The following is a 19581-nucleotide window of genomic DNA, read 5'->3' as shown; positions in this document are numbered from 1 at the left end:
GGCCCCGCTTACTTCCCCTCATGGACACTGCCGGGCAGCGCTGCTGCCGCCACAGGTCCGCTCGATCCGAGCCGTTGCTTCAGAGCCCTTGCCAGGGTCTCATCCGCGACCAGGTCGGTGATGACACCGGTGCGCAGCGCAGCGAGCGTGGCTTCCGCCTTGCTCTCCCCGCCCACCAGCGCAATGACACGAGAGCCGCGGACTTCTTCGTAGTGAAGACCGACGGCGCACTCGCCAAGACTTACGGGCACCTGTGTGCCCTCAATGGTGACAAAACGGCCCATCAGGTCGCTGACCGCGCTGCTCCGCATCAGTCCGTCCTGATCGTCCTTCTGGATGATGCCGCGCTGGACCAGATGACCGTCATCATCAATGGAGCCGATGCCAACGACAAAGGCATCCGAGCGCCGCGCACGCGCCAGAAGATCCTGCACGCTGCGCTGGCCGAGGAACATGTCGCGTTCCTCCAGGCTCTCGGCAAAATAGGGCACCGGCAGATAATAGCCTTCCCCGCCCGTGCGCTCGATCAGCGGCTGCACAATGTCAAACGGGTTGGCCGACAGCTTGCGCATCAGCGAGCCGGAAATGGAGATGATGGCGAGATCCGGCCTGGAAATGCGCGGCATGGCCGCCACCGAAGCTTTCAGTGTCCGGCCCATGCCAACACCAAGCTGGCGGATTTCAGGCCCTGCAAGCAGCGTGGAGAGGAAAGGGCCTGCAACGGAAGCGACAGCCCGGATTGCCGTTGTCTGGTCGCCGCCACCAAGGTCCGGTGCGATGATGCAGCTGGTCAGAGCAAAATGCCGTGTCAGCTCGTCTTCCAGCTCCAGGCACTCGATCGGGCGGCCCTCGATCTGGAAGCGGACCAGACCTTCCTTCTGGGCATGGGCAATGAGACGGTGTACCTTGGCGGGAGAAACGCCAAGACGCGCTGCAATCTCGCCCTGCGTATTGCCCCCCACGAAGGAAAGCCACGCGGCGCGGATCGAGAGATAGGTTGTCCAATCCTCGTCCTGCACGAAATGCCCCGTCTGCTTGTCCAGGTCTTCCGCCTGGCTGCTGATTTCCTGCCTGACTGAAATTTTCTTCAGCCGCTGTGAATTCTTTCAGGGAGGATGCCTGCCTGCTTGTCCGCCGTCAAGCGGATTTGGCGGGTTTTCCGGCTGAAACTTGCGCTTTTCGTTTGGTGTATTGATGGCCGCAGGGCTGCTTGGGTGTGAGTACAGTGTGCGCGGACGATGGGCAGTAATTGCCCTGTGAATGCCCTGATCCGGCAAAATATGCCGATTGATAGGCAATTTTTGCCGGGCATCTTATACAAGCGCAATCTGTGCGTCTTTTTGATTTGCCAGCACAATTTCACCATTTCATCTGTGGCATAACGCTTGCTTGGAACTATTCTACACGGCAAGTGTTCCGGCTCTGAAAATACAGGCAAATTGTCGATATTTTCGGATTAACCGTCTGTTCAGCCGCAAGGATAAAAGTAAAGAGGGGGGTGTGGGAAACCGGCTTTGGCCAGAACATGGAGAAAACCATGCGTCTCACACTGTGCAGATCCAGACTGTCAACTTGCGGTGCTGCGATAGGCAGTCTTGCCATCTTGGCACTTACTTCAATGACATCTTTTGCAGAGCCGCAACGTTCCGGCAAGTTTCACACGGCCTATTCGGCGGATGCCGAAGTGGATGTGGAGCTGGTGCTCGCCGTTGACATCTCTCAGTCCATGGACCGGGACGAGCAGGAGGTGCAGCGCGCGGGCTATGTCTCGGCCCTGACCTCGAAGGAAGTGCTTGCCGCCATCCGCGAGGGGCCGACGGGAAGAATTGCAGTCACCTACTTTGAATGGGGCGGGGTGGGCGAGCATTTCACTGTTGCCGAATGGTCCATCATCCAGGACGAGGCAACCGCTGCCGCCTTTGCTGCACGTATCGCAGAGGCGCCTCTGCGGCAGGTGCAGAGAACCTCGATCTTCGCAGCGCTTGAAAAATCCGCTGATCTGATAGCTTCCAACCAATATGAAGGGCTGCGCCGGGTCATCGACATTTCCGGCGATGGGCCGAACAATCAGGGCGGTACCGTCACAGATATGCGTGACAAGGTGATTTCCGCAGGCGTCACCATCAACGGGCTGCCGCTGATGATGAAGTCTGAAACCTCCGCCTGGCAAGCGATGCTCCATCTCGATCACTACTACGAAGACTGCGTCATTGGCGGGCCGGGAGCCTTTGCGATTCCGGTACGCTCCAAGGACGGCTTCGCCGATGCCATCCGCATGAAGCTGGTGCTTGAGATCGCCGGGCTGATGGAGGACCAGCCGCTGATCATGCCCGCAGCAGGCCGGAAGATGGTTAGCTGTAACCTGTTTGACTAGATGTGAGGTGGTGGCTTGCCGCCGCTCACGAAGATGGGATTCGGCTTTTCCCGGCGGGACTGACAGACTTTTCCATGTCAGGCGGCGTATTGGCGCTGCCGGAGCAAGGGGAGGTCCGGAATGACGCCCTTCGACACTCTGCGCCGGTTGCGCTCATGCACCGGATGGCTCAGCGCGGCACTGGGCCTGCTGGCTGTTACAGCTGTCACCGGTGGCACGGCCGCACAGGAGAACACGCGGCAGGACGTAGATGTGGCGCTTGTTCTGGCGGTCGATATTTCCTACTCCATGGATATCGACGAGCAGCGGCTGCAGCGGCAGGGCTACATGCAGGCGATCACCTCGCCGGACGTTCTGGAGGCGATCCGGGGCGGCCTGACCGGAAGCATTGCGGTCACCTATGTGGAATGGGCGGGCACCCTGTCCCGCTCGGTTCTGGTGGATTGGCATGTGGTCTCGGACGAAGCCAGCGCCCAGCGGTTTGCCGACGCTCTGGGAGAAGCTCCCATCAGCCGCGCCTACCGCACCGCAATTGGTGATGCCCTGCTGTTTTCGGCACAGCAATTTGCCAGCATGCCCCACAGGGCCGCGCGCAAGGTGATCGACATTTCCGGCGATGGCCCGAACAACCAGGGCACTTATGCGCCTGCCGCCCGCGATCAGGTGGTGGCGCAGGGCATCGTCATCAACGGCTTGCCGCTGCAGCTGAAGGATGTGCGGCCGGGCTGGTTCGACATGGCAGATCTCGACCGCTACTACGAGACCTGCGTCATCGGCGGCCCCGGCTCCTTCATCGTGCCGGTGCGCGGTGCGGAGCGTTTTGCCGAAGCGGTGCGCCGCAAGCTGGTGCTGGAAATCGCCATGCCGGCGCTGCCTCAGCCCCGCAAGTTGCGCGAAGCTCCAGTGATCCGTGTGGCGGAAGGCATCGATCCCTTCTGTCTGGAGGGCGAACGGCGCTGGCAGCAGCGGCGTTTCATCTATGAGGACCCCTAATTCTTGCCCTCCGGTTTCCGGCATCTTCCTGTGATCGCGGCTCAGCTCGCACTTTGCGTTTCCGGCGCAAGGCGTTAAAGCTGGTGCCGTGAATGTCATGGCGCCTTTGCGCCGGTGTGATCTTGCGGGAGATGATGCGGATGCAGGCAGAACGCGCGGTGCTGGCCCTTGTGGCCCATGACGCCAAGAAGGACGCCATGGTTGCCTTCGCGCAGCGCAATGAGGAAAAGCTGGCTGCCTACCGGCTGGTCGGAACGGGCACGACAGGCGGGCGTATCAAGGCCGCTTGCCCCAGCCTCGACATGACGCCGCTGAAAAGCGGGCCGCTCGGTGGTGACCAGCAGATTGGCGCGATGATTGCCGAAGGCCGCCTCAACGGGCTCATCTTCTTTGCCGATCCGCTTTCGCCCATGCCGCATGATGTGGATGTGAAGGCCTTGCTGCGCCTCGCGCTGGTCTACGACATCCCGATGGCGCTCAACCTGTCGACCGCCGAAATCCTGCTGCGTTCGGCCCGGCTCACCGGTCTGCGCAGTTCTTCCGATACTCCAGAAGTGGCCGGCCCGCGCACATGAGCCTGACTGAGACACGCAAGCGCCCGTTCGATTTCCCCGTTCTGGTCGGGGACGTGGGCGGAACAAACGCACGCTTTGCCCTTGTGCTGGATGACGCGACGCCCGCCCTTAAGCTGCCGTCCCAGCCGACGGCTGCGCACCCGGACATAAACGCTGCCATCCGCGCCTGCCTTGAGGGGCAGGACGTGCCTGCGCCACGCTCGGCGGTCATTGCCGTTGCCGGCCCCGTGACCGGTGACCGCATTCCGCTGACCAATGCCAAGTGGGTGGTGGAGCCGTTGCAGATGATTGCCGTTCTTGGCCTCAGGGACGTGGTGATCCTCAACGATTTCGAGGCGCAGGCGCTGGCGCTTCCTGGTCTTTCCGGTGACGATATCGAGCAGATCGGCGGCGGGGAGCCTCTGGCGGGGGCCTCCAAGTTCGTGGTCGGCCCCGGCACCGGTCTTGGAGCGGCGGCGATGATCTACGCGGCGGACACCTGGGTGCCCGTGCCCGGCGAGGGCGGGCATGTGGAACTGGGACCGGTAACGCCGGAAGACTATGAGATCTGGCCGCATATCCCGCGTAATGGCGGGCGCATCGGCGCCGAAGAGGTGCTGAGCGGCACCGGCCTGCCGCGCCTTGCCGGGGCTGTCGCCCGCGCCCGCAAGGCCGAACCGCGCTTCACCTCTGCAGCAGAAATCACGCAGGCCGCCAGTGCTGGCGATCCGGTGGCGGTGGAAACGCTGGAGGTCTTCGCCCGCTGCCTTGGCCGTGTGGCGGGGGATTTTGCCTTGTCGGTGCTGGCCCGTGGCGGCGTCTACATTGCGGGCGGCGTGTCGTCCCACATTGCGCCTTTCCTGCGCAAGGGCGGCTTCCGCGCCGCCTTCGAAGCCAAGGCCCCGCACGCGAAGCTGATGGCTTCGATCCCTGTGTTCCTGATCCATCATCCCAACCCGGCGGTGGACGGACTTGCCGCATACGCCCGCACCCCGGGCCGCTTTGCCGTCGGCACCAAGGGCCGCCACTGGTCCGCGCAGGATTGATGCCTGCGCGCATGACCGGGGCAGGCAGCAGGAGAGGTCCGCGTGGCTGAACAAGTGGACACCTGGCGGTCACCGCCCCTGCCCATTGATGCGGCGCTGCCGGAACTGCTGGCGGCGCTTGAGGCGGGAAGCAATGCGGTGCTGGTGGCAGAGCCCGGTGCGGGCAAGACCACCCGTGTGCCGCTGGCGCTGCTGGATGCGCCCTGGCGCGGTGATGGCCGTATTCTGCTGCTGGAGCCGCGCCGCCTTGCCGCCCGTGCCGCAGCCCGGCGCATGGCCGAAAGCCTTGGCGAGGAGGTGGGTGGCACTGTTGGTTACCGGGTGCGCATGGAAAGCCGCGTCAGCGCCCGCACCCGCATCGAGGTGATCACCGAGGGTGTCTTTACCCGCATGATCCTGGATGACCCGGAACTCGCCGGCGTCGCCTGTGTTCTGTTTGACGAGTTTCACGAACGCTCGCTTGAAGGCGATCTCGGCCTTGCACTGGCGCTCGATGTGCAGGGCGCGCTGCGCGATGACCTGAGGCTGGTGCCCATGTCGGCAACGCTGGATGCAGCCAGTGTCGCAAAGCTGCTCGGCGGGGCGCCTGTCGTCGAAAGCAAGGGCCGCAGTTTTCCCGTTGAAACCCGCTATCTCGGCCGCAAGGCGGAAGAGCGGATCGAGCCGCAAGTGGTGCGGGCGGTGCGCAAGGCGCTGGCCGAGGAGCATGGCTCGCTGCTGGTGTTCCTGCCCGGCCAGGGCGAAATCCGCCGGGTGGCCGAAGCGCTTGAGGGACAGGTGCCAGCCAATGTGCACATCGCCCCGCTTTATGGTGCGCTCGACGGCAAGGCGCAGGATGCTGCCATCCGCCCGGCAAAGGAGGGCGAGCGCAAAGTGGTGCTGGCTACTTCCATCGCCCAGACTTCGCTTACCATCGAAGGTGTGCGCGCAGTGATCGACAGCGGCCTCTCCCGCGTGCCGCGGTACGAGCCGCAGACGGGGCTGACGCGGCTGGAAACCGTGCGCGTGTCACGGGCAACGGCAGACCAGCGACGCGGCCGTGCGGGCCGGACGGAGCCGGGCGTGTGCTACCGGCTCTGGGATGAAGCGCAGACACAGGCGCTGATGCCGGCCGAACGGCCGCAGATTTTGGAAGCGGACCTCTCCTCGCTGGTGCTGGATCTGGCAGCCTGGGGCACGGCGGACCCGGCCACTCTGTCCTTTCCCGATGCCCCGCCCTCGGGTGCCTGGGCAGAAGCGCGCAGCCTGTTGACGCAGCTTCACGCCCTTGATGCCGAAGGCCGCCTGACGCCGCATGGTCAGCGCCTTGCGCGTCTGCCCATCGAGCCGCGCCTGGCGCATATGATCGTGGAGGCAGAGGCGCTGGGTCTTGGACGGCTGGCGGGTGAGGTGGCGGCCATTCTGTCCGAGCCCGGCCTTGGCGGCATGGATGTGGATCTGCGCGAGAGGGTGAGACGCCTGCGCCGGGACAATGATCCGCGCAGCCGCGATGCCCGCGCCCTTGCGGCACGCTGGCAGAAGATGGCTGCAGAAGGCGGTGCGAAGACGGAGCAGGACAGTGATGGCGGCGCGCCGGAACTGGCCGGCGAAGTGCTGGCACTGGCCTTTCCCGAGCGGGTGGCGCAAGGGCGCGGCCAGCGCGGGCGCTTCCGCCTTGCCAATGGGCGGGGGGCGGAATTGCCCGAAGAGCATGCGCTGGCCGGTGAGCCCTTCCTTGCCATTGCCGATATTCAGGGCAAGGCCCAGTCAGGCCGCATCATGCTGGCAGCGCCTCTTGGGCTTGAAGCCATCGAGACGATCTTTGCCGCTGATATCGCGGAAACCGATGACGTGCGGCTGGAGCCTTCCGGTCTGGTGCGGGCGCGCCGTGTTGTGCGGCTGGGTGCGCTGGAGCTTGCCTCCCGGCAGATAGCCAGCCCGGATGCGGCGATGGTGGCAAAGGCGCTGCTGGGAGAAATTGCCCGCCGGGGTGTTGCCCGTCTGCCCTGGAGCAACGATCAGCTGCGCCTGCGCGCAAGAGCCGGTTTTGTGCGGGCCTCAGGGGCAGAGCATCTGCCGGACCTTTCCGACGCTGCCCTTCAGGAAACGCTGGAAGACTGGCTGCTGCCTTATATGGCGGGCTTCACCCGTGTTTCGGACGTGGATGCCGCCTGCCTCGGCAATGCGCTTGCCGGGCTGCTGGGTTATGGCGGCGCGGCGGAGATAGACCGGCTGGCGCCATCACATTTTACCGCGCCCACCGGCTCGCATGTGCCGATTGATTATGGGTCAGAGAGCGGCCCCTCCATTTCCATCCGCGTGCAGGAGCTGTTCGGTCTCGCCCGGCATCCGGCCGTTGCTGATGGCCGCATTCCGCTGACACTGGAACTTCTGTCGCCCGCTCACAGGCCTATCCAGATCACGCGGGATCTTCCCGGTTTCTGGGCTGGGTCCTGGGCGGATGTGAAGACAGAGATGAAGGGACGCTATCCGCGCCATCCCTGGCCGGATGACCCCGCATCCGCAGAAGCGACAAGGCGCGCCAAACCACGTGGAACGTAGAGCTTGGTGGTCGCTTATCGGCGGCCTTCGTGGTAGATCTGCGTCAACTTCAGTTCCAAGAGAGTATCTGCCATGATCGCCGCCGCCTTTGACCCCAAGGACATCATCGCCCGTTTCACCGCAGGCGAGGGCTTCCCGGAGGCTGACGTCCGCGAATGCCTGTCCACTCCGTCCGCCTCCGTTCCGGCGCTGATGGCCATTCTGGAAGACCGCGTGGCGGGCGGCACGGGTGAGCTCAGCCAGCTCGACGCGAAGGGTGATGCCTGCTTCCTCGCGCTGCATATCCTGGCCGATCTCAAGGTCACCGCAGCCTTCCAGCCCTTGATGCGCCTGCTGCGCAGCACGGATCAGGATCTTGAAGCCCTGTTTGGCGACTGCCTGATCGAAACCATGGGGCCGATCCTGATCGCGCTCAATCCGGGCGGCTACAGCGTCTTCGAGGAAGGGTTCTCCGACCGCAACGCCGACGACTACGCCCGCGATGCCATGATGGTGGCCTGGGTCTATGGCGTGCTCTCCGGCGAAGTGCCGCGCGAACATGCCCTCTCCGTGCTGAAGGCCTTCCCGAAGACCGTGCGCCCGGCACCGGACAGCTATCTTTGGGGCAGCTACATCGGTGCCGCCGGTGACCTCGGCTTTGAGGAACTGGAAGAGCCGATCGCAAAGCTGTTCACCGATGGCTCGATCATGATGGACGAGGGCGGCTTCCGTCCGGTGGACCCGGAAGACTTCGCCCTTCATCTGGAAGCGGCCAGCCTGTCGGAAGAAAACGAAGAATCCCGTGAGCTCTGGATGGCGTCGAACCGCTATTTCCCCTTCGAGGACACGGTCGAGCTTCTGGGCGAATGGTCCTGGGATGGCGATGAAGACGAGTGGATGGATGTGCCCTTCCTGGAAGCTGCCGAGGACGAAGAGCCCTATCTGCCGAACTGACGGCGGCTGGCTGCCGGTCCTTGCTGTCTACTGCCTTGCCCTCTGCTGCCTTGCGGTGCTTGCCCCGCTGGCCGCTGGGCAGGTACTGGCGCAGGACATGGGCAGCCGTTTCCGCATCGGGGTGGTCACGGCCGGGCGCGATGATGCCCGGTCCGAGGCCGAACCCTTCCGCGACGAGCTGGAATACCGGCTGGGCCTTCCGGCCGACCTGTTTCTCATGGATACGCTGGGTGAACTGACGGACGCCCTTATCGCCGGTCACGTGCAGTACGGCCGTCTGTCTGCCACGGCCTATGCGGCTGCACGCAAGGCCTGCGCCTGTGTCGAGCCGCTGGCCGCGCCCCGTGACGGGGACGGGGCAGACGGGTTTCATGCCATTCTGATGACCAAGGCCGGTGAAGTGCCGTCTCTGGAGGCGCTGGCGGGGAAGCGGCTGGCCATTGGACCTGCCCGCTCCACGGCAGCGTTCCGCGTGCCACTGGCCGGTCTTGCCGCTTCAGGACGCGATCCGCGCCAGTTTTTCTCCGCGCTTGTGCCCGTTTCCGGCCCTGAGGAAGGGCTTGCCGCGCTTTATGACGGACTGGCCGAAGCTGCGCTGGGCTGGTCCACATTGCTGGGCGAGGCAGACACCGGCTACAGTGCCGGAACCCTGATGCAGGCTTATGACAGGATGCGGCTGGATGTGGGCCGGCTGACGGTCGTCTGGCAGTCGCCGCGCATTCCCTTTGCCGTACATGTGGTGCGCTCCGATGTGGCACCCGAGCTGAAGGACCGGCTGCGGCAGATGCTCTCCGCCCTGCAGGACGAAGCGCCGGGCGCCTATTTCGCCATCGAGCCGGATTTCGGCGGCGGCTTCGTGCCGGTGCTGCCGGAAGACTTCTCCGCCGTGATGCTGCCGCTGGAGCCGCAATGGCAGGCGATGCTGAAGGAGATTGCCGGTCAGCAATCTGCTGCTCTTGCGCCTGTGCCGGAAGACGGCGGTGAAGGGGACCTCCCGCCGCCGTGAACCGGGCTGTTGTTTACGTCTCCAGTGCCTTTACCGTATGCCGCCGGATCATTTCTTCCTCGTTGGTGGGGACCACCATGAGGGTGACGCGGGAGGTGGGCGTGGAGATGATGCGGGCGCTGCTGCGGTTGGCGTCTTCATCAAGGCTGGCACCCAGCCAGCCGAGCGGGGCGCAGACCGCCTGGCGGACGTTGACCGCATGCTCGCCGATGCCACCGGTGAAGACGATGGTGTCCACGCCATCGAGAATGGCCGCCATGGCACCGATTTCGCGGCGGACGCGGAAGGTGAAATAGTCTATGGCCTTGCGGGCCGCTTCCGTGCCGGCGGCTTCCAGCTCGCGCATGTCCTGGCTGAGGCCGGACAGGCCCTTGAGGCCGGACTGCTTGTAGAGCAGATCCGATATTGCCGCTGCCGTCATGCCCTTTTCCTGCATCAGATAGAGCAGCACGCCCGGGTCCAGCTGACCGCATCGGGTGCCCATGGGCAGGCCGTCAAGCGCGGTAAAGCCCATGGTGGAGCCGATGCTGCGGCCCTCCGCGATGGCGCACATGGAAGCGCCATTGCCAAGATGGGCTACGATCACCCGGCCCTTTGCGGCCTCCGGCGCCGTCTCCGCCAGATGCTGCGTGATGTATTCATAGGACAGGCCGTGAAAGCCGTAGCGCCGCACGCCCTCGTCATAAAGTGAGAGCGGCAGGGCAAAGGCATCGTTCACCCAAGGGTGGTTACGGTGGAAGGCTGTGTCGAAACAGGCGACCTGCAGCGCATCGGGGAAGGCCTTCTGCGCGGCACGGATACCGGCCAGATTATGCGGCTGGTGCAGCGGGGCGAGGGGAACCAGTCGCTCCAGCTCGGCCATCACACTATCATCAATGACGGCAGGGGCCTCGAAGCCAATGCCGCCATGCACCACCCGGTGCCCTGCCGCTGAAATCCGAAGGCCCTCAAAGGCTTCACGGATGAGGCCCAGAACCGCGGAAAGGGCTGCTTCGTGACCGGTGGCCGAAGCTGCTCCGGCAGGGGCTTCCAGTGTCGCGTCAAGCCGCGTGCCATCGGAGGGCCGTTGTGCCTTCAGCCGCATGGCCATGCTGCCGATACCCTCGACCTGGCCTTTCAGCAGCTCTGCCGTGCCCTGGTAGAGGTTGAATTTCAGCGATGAGGAGCCGGCATTCAGTACCAGCACCGCCTGACCCATCTGTGCGGCGCTCATTCGGCGGGATCCATTTCGCCGCTGACCGCTGAGGCTCCCGTGGTCAGCCAGTGCTGATACAGCAGTGCCAGCGCGCAGGAGGCAAGGCGTGCCCGGTCATCATCGGCGCGGCTGGTCAGGATCACCGGCACCTTCGCACCGGCAACGAGACCGGCTGTCTCGGCATGGGCGAGGAAGGTCAGTTCCTTGGCGAGCATGTTGCCGGCCTCGAGGTTCGGCACGATCAGCACCTCTGCCCGGCCTGCCACCAGCGAATTGATGCCCTTGGTGCGGGCGGCCTGCAGGTCGATGGCATTGTCCATGGCCAGCGGCCCGTCCACGAGGCCGCCGGTGATCTGGCCGCGCTCAGCCATCTTGGACAGGACCGCCGCATCCAGACTGGAAGCAATGGCCGGGTTCACCGTCTCGATGGCCGAGAGTACGCCTACCTTGGGCTCGTCGAGGCCGATGGCGAGGCCGACATTGATGGCATTCTGGATAATGTCGACCTTGGTCTCGAGATCCGGAGCGATGTTGATCGCAGCATCGGAAATGAGCACCGGCGTGGGATGGCCGGGCACATCCATGACGAAGACATGGCTGATACGCCGCCGTGTCCGCAGGCCGCCGTCGCGCTTCACCACATGCTTCAGCAGGAGGTCGGTGTGAAGATGTCCCTTCATGACCGCCGAGACGCGGCCCTCATGCACCATGGCAACGCCGCGTGCGGCGGCATCGGCTTCATCGGGCACATGCTCTATCTCGAAAGCATCCAGGGAAGCTCCCAGCGACTGGGCGGTCTTTTCGATCTTCGCCCGGTCCCCGATCAGGATAGGCCGGATCAGGCCTTCGTTCGCGGCAAGAAGCGCCCCGCCCAGCGAGTTTGCGTCTTCAGGGGCAATCACAGCCGTCACCAGCGGCGGCAAACGCCGGGCGGCGCTGATGAAGCGGTCGAAATGGCGGTGACGCTCCAGCAGCAGCGACGGCAGGTCCGCCGTGTCGAAGGTGATCTGCTCGTCGGGTGCAGTGACGATGGCGATGCCGTCCGCCACGGCCGTACCATCGGCACGGGTTACTCGTGTCGCGAGCCGCACGATCCGGTCAGCTTCCTTGGCCAGCACCTGCACGCTGACATTCAGCGTGTCGCCCAGAAGGACGCGGCCATGGAAGGAAAATGTCTGGCTGCGGTAGATTGTGCCGGGGCCGGGGAGGATGTTGCCAAGAACGGCGGAGACAAGGGCGCCGATCCACATGGAGGGCGCAAAGGGAGGCTCACCGTCGCGCACGCTTCCTTCCGCTTTCGGCAGATGCAGCGGGTTGGTGTTGCCGGAGGCATGGGCGAAGATATAAAGGTCGTTCGCAGTGCAGGTTCTTGAAACGGTTGCCGTTTCGCCAATGGTGATCTGGTCGTAGGTGCGGTTGCTTGCCATGCGTTCTGCCTCGGTCTTGCCTGTGCCTGCCGTTTGACACAGCATCGCACGGCTTTTCGCAGCGATGATGACAGCTGCCCATGACGCAGCTCAAAGGTCCCTGACGAAAATTTTGGCACCCTAATTAAATGTCACCTGGTTGCTCAGCCGCGGCAACAGGAAATAAGTGTCTTCCATGAAAATCGATGCAGCACGCGGGAAGAGGCTCTGCGCCATGCTGGCGAAAAGGGGGACGTAAGTGCTGCTGGCGCGGCCAATGACGATGCTGGTTCCCGCTTGCGCTGTTCCCTCAGGGAAGTTCAGCGGCGGGGCCGAGCCCTTGCTCCAGGGGGTGCCGCCGGCCTGGTTCACACTCCAGTCCACGGTTGCCTTGCCTTTTGAGTCAAAGCTCACGCTTGCAATCACCACTGTGAGGTCATCTGCGGGAAAAGGCTCCATGATGGCTCGGGCTGCCACCATGATGTCGTCCATCTCGGCAGAGGATAGGCTGGATGATTGCGACACCAGGTCAGCCATCGAAAAGGCTACCTGAGATATCTTCCGCTTATAGCTGAGCGCTGTCGTGGTCTCTGCCATGCCGATCATCAAAACGAGAAGGAGCGGCAGGATGAGTGCAAATTCGACGGCAGCCACACCCCGGCAGTCGCGTATCAGGCGGCGGGCTGAAGATCCGCGCGCCGCCAAGGCCTTGTGCAGGGCTGCAAGCAGGATGCGAAGGCTCACCATGGGAAAGGCTCATTGCGGAAAACGGCAGTAGAAATCAGCAGACGTTCCATGTTTCCGGTGTCTCCGGCATTCGTCTGCAGCAGTGAAGTGAACATCGGCCACCGGTAAATCACGCGGGCGACGACAATCTGCCCGCCTTTGCCGGTGGCATAGCTGGACCGGTTCGTCGTGTTTCCGTCTGCATCAACAAGATCCGGCAAGGCAATCTGCGAGAAACTGTTGAAGACCCGCACATCGACTTCAAGCCGGCTTTCGTTGCAAAGGGCAGTTGTGAGCTGCTGGCAGACGGCCGTCTTGAACTGAGCTTCATTAAGGCCTTGTTTCTGCGCCTGACCGGTCTTTATCAGCCGCGTCGCATCCGCCACCGAATTATCCAGAATCCGGTTGATGAAGAAGGCAAGGCCGAACTCGATAATGGCAAAGATAACGGCCAGGAACGGCATGGCGACAATCGCAAACTCGATCGCCGTCGCCCCGGAACGGTCACGCCGGAAGGCACGGAACACGCCTCGCCGTTGTTTGTGCCTGCTGTCCTGCTGCACCTTCTGTATTCCCCTGTCCAGAGCACGTTCAATGAAAGCGGAGCTACCGGAAGTGCTCTATCTATTTGTCTTCACGCAATTCCCGATGCAAAACCGCTTGACGCTTTTGCTGAGCCTGCTCTAGCGCTGTATCGGCTGACCTGCGCTTGCCTTGCCCGCAGCTTGCAGTGCCATCTGGTCGCGCTGAGTAATCTGCTCGGCGGTTGTCGAGAACGCATCCTTGCCATCACCAGTCACGGGTATCGCGTCACAATTCGGTGCGCAGCTGTAGCTGTAGCGCGTGTCTTTGCGCATTACCGTGACGGTGTTTTGCGATCCCGATGTAACGATGAGCGGCTCATCGATAATCGGCTCGGAGTTGGCATCCAGGATGATCAGATTCGTGGTGCCCGCTGACTTCCCTGTGACAACAACAGTATAACGGTCATGCATTGTCACACCTGCAAAGACAGGGTTGCCTACGATCACGGTGCTCGCAGGCTGCTCGATCCGGAAGACCTTCGACTGATCCACCGGAACGGAGACACCCTCGGCGGCAGCCAGCGCCACCGGCAGCAGAACGGCCAGTCCAGCCAGCGGTATGAGCGAATGTGGGATGCGCGGCATGTCTCACTCCATCAGGGCGGCGAAGCTCATGAATATTTTCAATCATGGCGTTTTTTGGTGAATGAAACCCTAATGCGAAGCTCCAGTTTCTAATCTGCAAGGTCCGCTTACCATGTATCGATACTTTTGATTATTTGAAAAATTATAGGAAAATTTTACCTATAAGGACAGTTTTTCATTAACCAATAAAGTAACATCGAGGCAGCTTCTGATAAATGCGGATAATTTTAACTAGATGGAAACGCGGAGGTCGTAGCGTCAGCTCAAGTTCGATCGGCCGGAAACAAGGCCGACGAGCGGAGCTGTCAATCATGTGACAATGGAGCAAACCAGATGAAGAAGCTTTTCGCGCGTTTCGCCAAGGATGAATCCGGCGCAACCGCCATTGAATATGGCCTGATCGCAGGTCTGATCTCGGTCGTGATCGTGGGCGTTCTGCAGGCGACGGGCGGTTCGTTGACCGCAGTGTTCACCAATGTCAACACGGCTCTTCAGGCAGCGCTGGGCGGCGGCGGCGGCTGATCCGCAACAATTGCTCGCATGCCCCGTTTTCTGGACGGAGCGGGGCATGCGGCAATCGAAGGCTTGAGCTCTTATGTCACACGGGTGTGCTGGCGTATCAGTGTCTTGGTATCAATACTATACCCCGGTGGAACAGGATGATTGAAGCAGCCCTTCTCGTCGTTTTTCCGGTTCTGGCCGCTTTTGCTGCCTCGTCTGATCTGCTGACCATGAAGATCCCCAACAGGGTGTCTCTCCTGCTCGCCGGTGCCTTCTGCATCCTGGCGGCCGCGACGGGCATGCCTGTCTCCATGTTTGGTCTGCATCTCGCGGCAGGCGCTCTTGTTCTGTCCGCTTGTTTTATGATGTTCGCTCTGGGGTGGATGGGTGGCGGTGATGCCAAGTTTGCCGCCGCTGCTGCGCTCTGGTTCGGACTTGGCCAGCCCTTGACCGAATTCGTGCTTCTGACCGCTGTCTACGGCATGGTGCTGACGCTTGGGCTGTTACAGTTGCGCCAGATGCCATTCGTGCCTGAAATGTTTGGACGGCATGACTGGTCTGCCCGCCTGCTTGACCAGAAGTCTGGCATTCCCTACGGAATTGCCATCGCAGCGGCCGCGCTTCACGTTTATCCTTTCAGTCATTGGTTCGCATTGATCGGTCAGTGACTTAGCTGTTTTCTGTTTTATCTGCATTCATGTCTTTAGAAGAGTGCCGGAAGTGCTCAAGATCAGTTAACTTGAGTTAACCAATTCTCCTCACCCTTGGTTAACTATGTTTTGACGAATTGCCTGCCACACTGACGGCAAGCCTGCAAAGGGCTGGTTTGTGTTGGTGGATGAGTTGCGATGAAACATGCAAGGCTTCTGGTGCTCGGCATCGCGATCGGCGCGGGACTTCTCGCGGCGCGCATGGTGATATCATCGCGTGCCCCACAACAACCAGCTCCGGTTCAGGCAGAGGTTGCTGCCCAGCCAACGGTTCCCGTCCTCATCGTTACGCGCGACGTGAAACCTGGCGAACTGATTCAACCGCAAGACCTCAAATGGGCAGACTGGCCGAAAGATGTACTGCCGGCTGGTGCCATCACCCGTGACCAGCAGCCTGAGGCAGAGAGTTCCATGGCAGGGCAGATTGCCAAGGCTCCGCTCTACAATGGGGAGCCGCTGCGCGAGCAGCGCCTGATCACAGCCGCCGATGGCTATATGGCATCCGTTCTGCCCAAAGGCATGCGCGCTATTGCTGTCTCTGTCGAAACGGAGACGATGGCTGGCGGCTTCATCCTGCCAGGCAACAAGGTTGACGTGATCCTCAGCAGAACCATTCAAGGCAGTGTCACAAGCGCGATCACCGAGACGATCCTGCAGAACGTCAGGGTTCTGGCGATCGACTCGATCATCGCCGGAGAGCGGGATGTCAAGATTGTGGAGCCTGAGCGCACGGCCACGCTGGAACTCTCTCCGGAGCAGGCTGAGGTGATTGCCCAGGCGCAGCAGCTCGGCAAGATCTCGCTGACGCTGCGCAGTGCGCAGGATTCTGCCGATGGCGCAGTGGACGATGCGCCGCGCAGGGATACGGGCGGCGTCAACTTCGTGCGCTACGGCGTTTCCAGCAATGGCGCAGGACAGTGAGGCCGCGATGCGTATTGACGGCAGAACAGCAAACCGGAAGGAAAAGGCCATGACCTGGAGATGGCTGGCCGTGATGCTGCTGGCAGGGCAAGTGGCTTTCGGCGCTCTCCTGGGTGCTGCGGCGCCCGCCGCGGCGCAGGGCTTCCCCAAATCGGTCAGCATCGCCGCTGGCGAAAGGGCGGGCGAGCGTATCCTGCGTGTCGGCCTTGGCCGTTCTGTTGTGGTAGATATCGCCGAAGATGTGGCAGATGTGCTGGTGTCCGAGCCAGAGATCGCCGATGCGACCGTGCGCAGCCGCAACCGTATCTACGTTGTCGGCAACAAGGCGGGTCAGGCGAGCGTGGTACTCTTCGGCACCTCCGGCCGCGAGATTGCCAGCTTCAGCGTTCGGGTTGAGCCGGATACCTCGGATCTGAATGCCATCATCCGCAAGCTGATGCCAAACACGGATATCCGCGCAGATTCACTCAATGGAAGCGTTGTGCTGACAGGCACGGCCCAGAGCACTGGCGACGCGCAGAAGGCGGCTGATCTGGCCGCACGGTTTTTGGCGCAGTCCGGAGGCAGCGGAGGCCAGGAGAGTTCCACCGCCGTACTGAACATGATCACCGTTGGCGGCAAGGATCAGATTCAGCTCAAGGTGACGGTTGCTGAAGTCGACCGTTCGGTCATTAAACAGCTTGGCGTCACCATGGCCGGCACGCTGTCAAGCGGCAGCTTTGGCCTCGGCATTGCCAATGCAGCCAGCTTCCCTGTCAATACCGGGATCACGTCGCAGAGCAGTCTGCTGGGGACTTTCGCGTCCGGAGGAAACAGTTTTTCCGCGCAGATCCGCGCTTTGCAGCGTGACGGTGTCATACGCACCCTGGCCGAGCCGACCTTGACCGCCATTTCCGGCGAGAACGCCAGCTTCATTGCCGGCGGTGAGTTCCCCATTCCCGTGAGTTATGACAGCGACAAGCTTGGCATCGAGTTCAAAAAATTTGGTGTGGGCCTGGATTTCACGCCCGTTGTTCTGAATGAAGGCAATATCAGCCTGCGCATCAAGACGGAAGTCAGCGAGCTTTCGGATGAAGGTGCGGTAATGACGGGTGGCATCACGATTCCGGCCATCAAGGTGCGCCGTGCAGAATCGACGGTTGAGCTTCCCTCTGGCGGCACGCTTGTGATGGCGGGTCTGCTGAAGGAGAGCTACCGCCAGACCGTGAGCGGAGTGCCCGGGCTCATGCAGATCCCCGTGCTTGGGGCATTGTTCAAGAGCCGCGACTTCCTTCGTCAGCAGACTGAGCTGGTGGTTTTCGTCACGCCATATGTTGTCAAACCGGTGGCGCAGAGCGCGCTTGCCCGGCCGGATAGCAACTTTGCGCCTTCCTCCGATGGCGAGGCCATTTTCTTCAATCAGCTGAACCGGGTGTTCAACACCGCCGGTGCTCCGGTTCCGGGCAGCTATCAGGGCCAGGTGGGGTTCATCTATGAATAGGGAACAGGCCAAGCGCTCCTTGAAGGGGAAAACTGCCATTCTCGTTTGCGCGGCAGCTGTCCTGGCCGGATGTCAGACCCAGCCCACGCCCGCTGTCATGGCATCCAACGACTACCGTGCCCGGCACCCGATCATGGTCACCGAGCAGGCGGAAGTTCTGGATATTCCGCTCGCTGCCTCGGCCCGCAATCTGGGGCGCGATTATACGGCCCGGATCGCCCAGTATGGTGCGGAAGCACGTGCCTCGGGTGCGTCGATGGTCGAAGTGCTGGTGCCGTCCGGTTCAGCCAACGAGATCGCCGCCAGCACGGTGGTGCCGCAGATCCGGGCGGCGCTTGTGCAGGGCGGTGTGGCGCAGCGGAACGTGCAGGTCCGCAGCTATGGTGTTGCGGATGCCCGGCTCTCGACGCCGGTCCGCCTCTCTTACGCCCGGGTGAAGGGCGCGACAGGGCCTTGCGGCACATGGCCGGACAACATCGCCAGCACCATCGGCCCGAACAACGACTATTATGATTTCGGCTGCGCAACGCAGTCCAATCTTGCCGCCATGGTCGCCAATCCGGCGGACCTCCTGGGACCGCGCGCGACTGGGGCTTCGGATCAGAACAGGCGCGGGGTTGTGCTCGAGAAGTACCGCAAGGGCGAGCAGACGGCAGCGGAATACAAGGAAGGTACCGGTGCCAATGTCTCTGGCGTGGGCAACAACTGACGGCATGGCAAGGAGGGCGGCATGAGCAATGCAAGCGGCCAGAACTGGGCCATGCAGGAACCGGAAGACGGATTCGCCAGCGAGGCATCCCACAAGCCTGTGCCGGATATCCGTCCGGTGCCGCGCATATCCATGCAGGCCTTCTGCATGGACGCGGAGACAGCACGCATCATCGAAGCGGCGGGCGAAGACCGCCGCATGACCAAGGCGCACCTGAAGGTGCACATGGGCGGTATCCAGGCGGCAATCGAGCATTTCTCGCAGGCCCCGACGCCCAATCTGATCGTGATCGAGTGCGGTGCAAATCAGCAGAGCCTTGTCGCGGATCTGGACCGGCTGGCCGAGTATTGTGACGCCGGCACCAAGGTGATTGTCATCGGGCGCATCAACGATGTGGCGCTCTATCGCGATCTGATCCAGCGTGGGGTCAGCGAGTATCTTGTGGCGCCCGTCACAATCCTGCAGATCATTGGTGCGGTCGGTGCACTTTACAGCGATCCGCAGTCCGAACCGCTGGGCCGGACCATGGCGTTCTTCGGGGTCAAAGGTGGATGCGGGTCCTCGACCCTGTCTCACAACGTGGCCTGGAGCCTGGCTCGCGCCTTCGGCAGCGAGGTTGTGCTGGCTGACCTTGACCTGCCGTTCGGAACGGCTGGCCTTGACTACAATCAGGACCCGCTTCAGGGCGTCTACGAAGCCGTCTCGGCGCCTGAGCGGCTGGACGAGACTTTCCTCGACCGTATTCTGTCGCGCTGCACGGATCATCTCAGTCTGCTGGCAGCTCCCGCCTCTCTGGAGCGGGGCTACGACTACTCAGAAACCTCGTTCGACCCGCTGGTGGATGTGATGCGGCAGGGCACGCCTGCCATTGTGCTGGATCTGCCCCATGCATGGAACAACTGGGTCCGCCATCTGCTGCAGATTTCTGACGATGTCGTGATGGTGGCCGAGCCTGACCTTGCAAACCTGCGCAATGCCAAGAACCTTGTTGATACACTGCGGCAGATGCGCCCCAACGACCAGCCGCCACATCTGGTGCTGAACCGGGTCGGCATGCCGAAGCGGCCTGAAATCAAGCCGGAAGAATTTGCCAAGGCCCTCAATCTGCCGGTTCTGGCCGCTATTCCCTTTGATCCGCATCTGTTCGGAACCGCGGCCAACAATGGCCAGATGATTGGCGAGCTGGATTCCCGCCATGCGGTGAATGACCTGATTTCTCAAGTTGCCCATTCGGTCTCGGGCCGGGGCGAAATCAAGCGGGGCCGGCGCTCACCGGTGGCGGCCCTTATGGATCTGCTCAGGAAGGGCAAGTAACGG

At 62.3% G+C, this 19581-nt stretch carries 19 protein-coding genes; 13 read left to right on the top strand and 6 right to left on the bottom strand.

From position 1 onward, the window contains the following. Positions 1 to 8: 8 nt before the first annotated feature. On the bottom strand, positions 9 to 1019 hold the full coding sequence (locus V6L75_RS14915) for a sugar-binding transcriptional regulator (RefSeq protein ID WP_334252276.1): 1011 nt from the start codon (positions 1017 to 1019) through the stop codon (positions 9 to 11). Between the two features lie 599 nt (positions 1020 to 1618). Between V6L75_RS14915 and V6L75_RS14910 the strand changes: the two genes are divergently transcribed. From V6L75_RS14910 to V6L75_RS14880, 7 genes are all read left to right on the top strand, one after another. After that, positions 1619 to 2374: a DUF1194 domain-containing protein gene (locus V6L75_RS14910; protein ID WP_334252275.1), complete on the top strand. Its 756-nt coding sequence runs from the start codon at positions 1619 to 1621 to the stop codon at positions 2372 to 2374. 120 nt (positions 2375 to 2494) lie between these two features. Further along, complete coding sequence (locus V6L75_RS14905) at positions 2495 to 3367, top strand: DUF1194 domain-containing protein (RefSeq protein ID WP_334252274.1); 873 nt, start codon at positions 2495 to 2497, stop codon at positions 3365 to 3367. 131 nt (positions 3368 to 3498) lie between these two features. Then, positions 3499 to 3942: a methylglyoxal synthase gene (locus V6L75_RS14900; protein ID WP_334252343.1), complete on the top strand. Its 444-nt coding sequence runs from the start codon at positions 3499 to 3501 to the stop codon at positions 3940 to 3942. Continuing rightward, positions 3939 to 4967, top strand: coding sequence for a glucokinase (gene glk / locus V6L75_RS14895; RefSeq protein WP_334252273.1), 1029 nt, complete (start codon positions 3939 to 3941; stop codon positions 4965 to 4967). Before V6L75_RS14900 ends, glk begins: the two co-directional genes overlap by 4 nt. A gap of 42 nt (positions 4968 to 5009) precedes the next feature. After that, the gene (gene hrpB, locus V6L75_RS14890) at positions 5010 to 7508 is read left to right on the top strand and encodes an ATP-dependent helicase HrpB (protein ID WP_334252272.1); all 2499 of its coding nucleotides are present in this window, start codon (positions 5010 to 5012) and stop codon (positions 7506 to 7508) included. A 72-nt stretch (positions 7509 to 7580) separates the two neighbouring features. After that, the gene (locus tag V6L75_RS14885; protein ID WP_334252271.1) at positions 7581 to 8441 is read left to right on the top strand and encodes a DUF1186 domain-containing protein; all 861 of its coding nucleotides are present in this window, start codon (positions 7581 to 7583) and stop codon (positions 8439 to 8441) included. A 97-nt stretch (positions 8442 to 8538) separates the two neighbouring features. Next, the gene (locus tag V6L75_RS14880) at positions 8539 to 9447 is read left to right on the top strand and encodes a phosphate/phosphite/phosphonate ABC transporter substrate-binding protein (protein ID WP_334252270.1); all 909 of its coding nucleotides are present in this window, start codon (positions 8539 to 8541) and stop codon (positions 9445 to 9447) included. Positions 9448 to 9460: 13 nt separating this feature from the next. Here V6L75_RS14880 and V6L75_RS14875 read toward each other — a convergent pair whose 3' ends face one another. The 5 genes from V6L75_RS14875 to V6L75_RS14855 form a co-directional block, all read right to left on the bottom strand. Continuing rightward, on the bottom strand, positions 9461 to 10660 hold the full coding sequence (locus V6L75_RS14875; RefSeq protein WP_334252269.1) for an acetate/propionate family kinase: 1200 nt from the start codon (positions 10658 to 10660) through the stop codon (positions 9461 to 9463). After that, a complete protein-coding gene (locus V6L75_RS14870) occupies positions 10657 to 12069 on the bottom strand; it encodes a bifunctional enoyl-CoA hydratase/phosphate acetyltransferase (RefSeq protein ID WP_334252268.1) in 1413 nt (470 codons plus the stop codon). Before V6L75_RS14870 ends, V6L75_RS14875 begins: the two co-directional genes overlap by 4 nt. Before the next feature lie 120 nt (positions 12070 to 12189). Next, complete coding sequence (locus V6L75_RS14865) at positions 12190 to 12702, bottom strand: TadE/TadG family type IV pilus assembly protein (protein ID WP_334252267.1); 513 nt, start codon at positions 12700 to 12702, stop codon at positions 12190 to 12192. Between the two features lie 86 nt (positions 12703 to 12788). Further along, entirely contained in the window at positions 12789 to 13301 is a 513-nt protein-coding gene (locus V6L75_RS14860; protein WP_334252266.1) for a TadE/TadG family type IV pilus assembly protein, read from the bottom strand. Positions 13302 to 13457: 156 nt separating this feature from the next. After that, positions 13458 to 13943 (bottom strand): pilus assembly protein N-terminal domain-containing protein, encoded by a 486-nt coding sequence (locus V6L75_RS14855; RefSeq protein WP_334252265.1) that lies wholly within the window; start codon positions 13941 to 13943, stop codon positions 13458 to 13460. A gap of 333 nt (positions 13944 to 14276) precedes the next feature. Here V6L75_RS14855 and V6L75_RS14850 point away from each other — a divergent pair, with 333 nt between their 5' ends. The 6 genes from V6L75_RS14850 to V6L75_RS14825 all read left to right on the top strand — a co-directional run bounded on the left by V6L75_RS14850 (position 14277) and on the right by V6L75_RS14825 (position 19578). After that, the gene (locus tag V6L75_RS14850; protein WP_334252264.1) at positions 14277 to 14465 is read left to right on the top strand and encodes a Flp family type IVb pilin; all 189 of its coding nucleotides are present in this window, start codon (positions 14277 to 14279) and stop codon (positions 14463 to 14465) included. A gap of 137 nt (positions 14466 to 14602) precedes the next feature. Continuing rightward, complete coding sequence (locus tag V6L75_RS14845) at positions 14603 to 15112, top strand: A24 family peptidase (RefSeq protein ID WP_334252263.1); 510 nt, start codon at positions 14603 to 14605, stop codon at positions 15110 to 15112. Positions 15113 to 15292: 180 nt separating this feature from the next. Continuing rightward, positions 15293 to 16075 carry a Flp pilus assembly protein CpaB gene (gene cpaB, locus V6L75_RS14840; RefSeq protein ID WP_334252262.1) on the top strand — a complete coding sequence of 261 codons (783 nt, stop codon included), beginning with the start codon at positions 15293 to 15295 and terminating at the stop codon, positions 16073 to 16075. Between the two features lie 49 nt (positions 16076 to 16124). Beyond that, positions 16125 to 17555 carry a type II and III secretion system protein family protein gene (locus V6L75_RS14835; RefSeq protein ID WP_334252261.1) on the top strand — a complete coding sequence of 477 codons (1431 nt, stop codon included), beginning with the start codon at positions 16125 to 16127 and terminating at the stop codon, positions 17553 to 17555. Beyond that, a complete protein-coding gene (locus tag V6L75_RS14830) occupies positions 17548 to 18264 on the top strand; it encodes a CpaD family pilus assembly protein (protein WP_334252260.1) in 717 nt (238 codons plus the stop codon). The genes V6L75_RS14835 and V6L75_RS14830 overlap by 8 nt, the downstream gene beginning before the upstream one ends. 21 nt (positions 18265 to 18285) lie before the next feature. Continuing rightward, entirely contained in the window at positions 18286 to 19578 is a 1293-nt protein-coding gene (locus tag V6L75_RS14825; protein WP_334252259.1) for a CpaE/TadZ family protein, read from the top strand. The last annotated feature ends 3 nt before the right edge of the window (positions 19579 to 19581 follow it).

It is taken from the genome of Pannonibacter anstelovis, assembly GCF_036881715.1.
In the GTDB taxonomy this organism is placed as follows: domain Bacteria; phylum Pseudomonadota; class Alphaproteobacteria; order Rhizobiales; family Stappiaceae; genus Pannonibacter; species Pannonibacter anstelovis.
This window is presented reverse-complemented; position numbering and strand designations above follow the sequence as displayed.

Excerpts from the sequence above, each read along its gene's own strand:
- V6L75_RS14910 (WP_334252275.1), top strand. The coding sequence starts at position 1,619 with ATGACATCTTTTGCAGAGCCGCAACGTTCCGGCAAGTTTCACACGGCC.
- V6L75_RS14905 (WP_334252274.1), top strand. The coding sequence starts at position 2,495 with ATGACGCCCTTCGACACTCTGCGCCGGTTGCGCTCATGCACCGGATGG.
- V6L75_RS14900 (WP_334252343.1), top strand. The coding sequence starts at position 3,499 with ATGATGCGGATGCAGGCAGAACGCGCGGTGCTGGCCCTTGTGGCCCAT.
- glk (WP_334252273.1), top strand. The coding sequence starts at position 3,939 with ATGAGCCTGACTGAGACACGCAAGCGCCCGTTCGATTTCCCCGTTCTG.
- V6L75_RS14885 (WP_334252271.1), top strand. The coding sequence starts at position 7,581 with ATGATCGCCGCCGCCTTTGACCCCAAGGACATCATCGCCCGTTTCACC.
- V6L75_RS14880 (WP_334252270.1), top strand. The coding sequence starts at position 8,539 with ATGGGCAGCCGTTTCCGCATCGGGGTGGTCACGGCCGGGCGCGATGAT.
- V6L75_RS14875 (WP_334252269.1), bottom strand. The coding sequence starts at position 10,660 with ATGAGCGCCGCACAGATGGGTCAGGCGGTGCTGGTACTGAATGCCGGC.
- V6L75_RS14870 (WP_334252268.1), bottom strand. The coding sequence starts at position 12,069 with ATGGCAAGCAACCGCACCTACGACCAGATCACCATTGGCGAAACGGCA.
- V6L75_RS14855 (WP_334252265.1), bottom strand. The coding sequence starts at position 13,943 with ATGCCGCGCATCCCACATTCGCTCATACCGCTGGCTGGACTGGCCGTT.
- V6L75_RS14850 (WP_334252264.1), top strand. The coding sequence starts at position 14,277 with ATGAAGAAGCTTTTCGCGCGTTTCGCCAAGGATGAATCCGGCGCAACC.
- V6L75_RS14845 (WP_334252263.1), top strand. The coding sequence starts at position 14,603 with ATGATTGAAGCAGCCCTTCTCGTCGTTTTTCCGGTTCTGGCCGCTTTT.
- cpaB (WP_334252262.1), top strand. The coding sequence starts at position 15,293 with ATGAAACATGCAAGGCTTCTGGTGCTCGGCATCGCGATCGGCGCGGGA.
- V6L75_RS14835 (WP_334252261.1), top strand. The coding sequence starts at position 16,125 with ATGACCTGGAGATGGCTGGCCGTGATGCTGCTGGCAGGGCAAGTGGCT.
- V6L75_RS14830 (WP_334252260.1), top strand. The coding sequence starts at position 17,548 with ATGAATAGGGAACAGGCCAAGCGCTCCTTGAAGGGGAAAACTGCCATT.
- V6L75_RS14825 (WP_334252259.1), top strand. The coding sequence starts at position 18,286 with ATGAGCAATGCAAGCGGCCAGAACTGGGCCATGCAGGAACCGGAAGAC.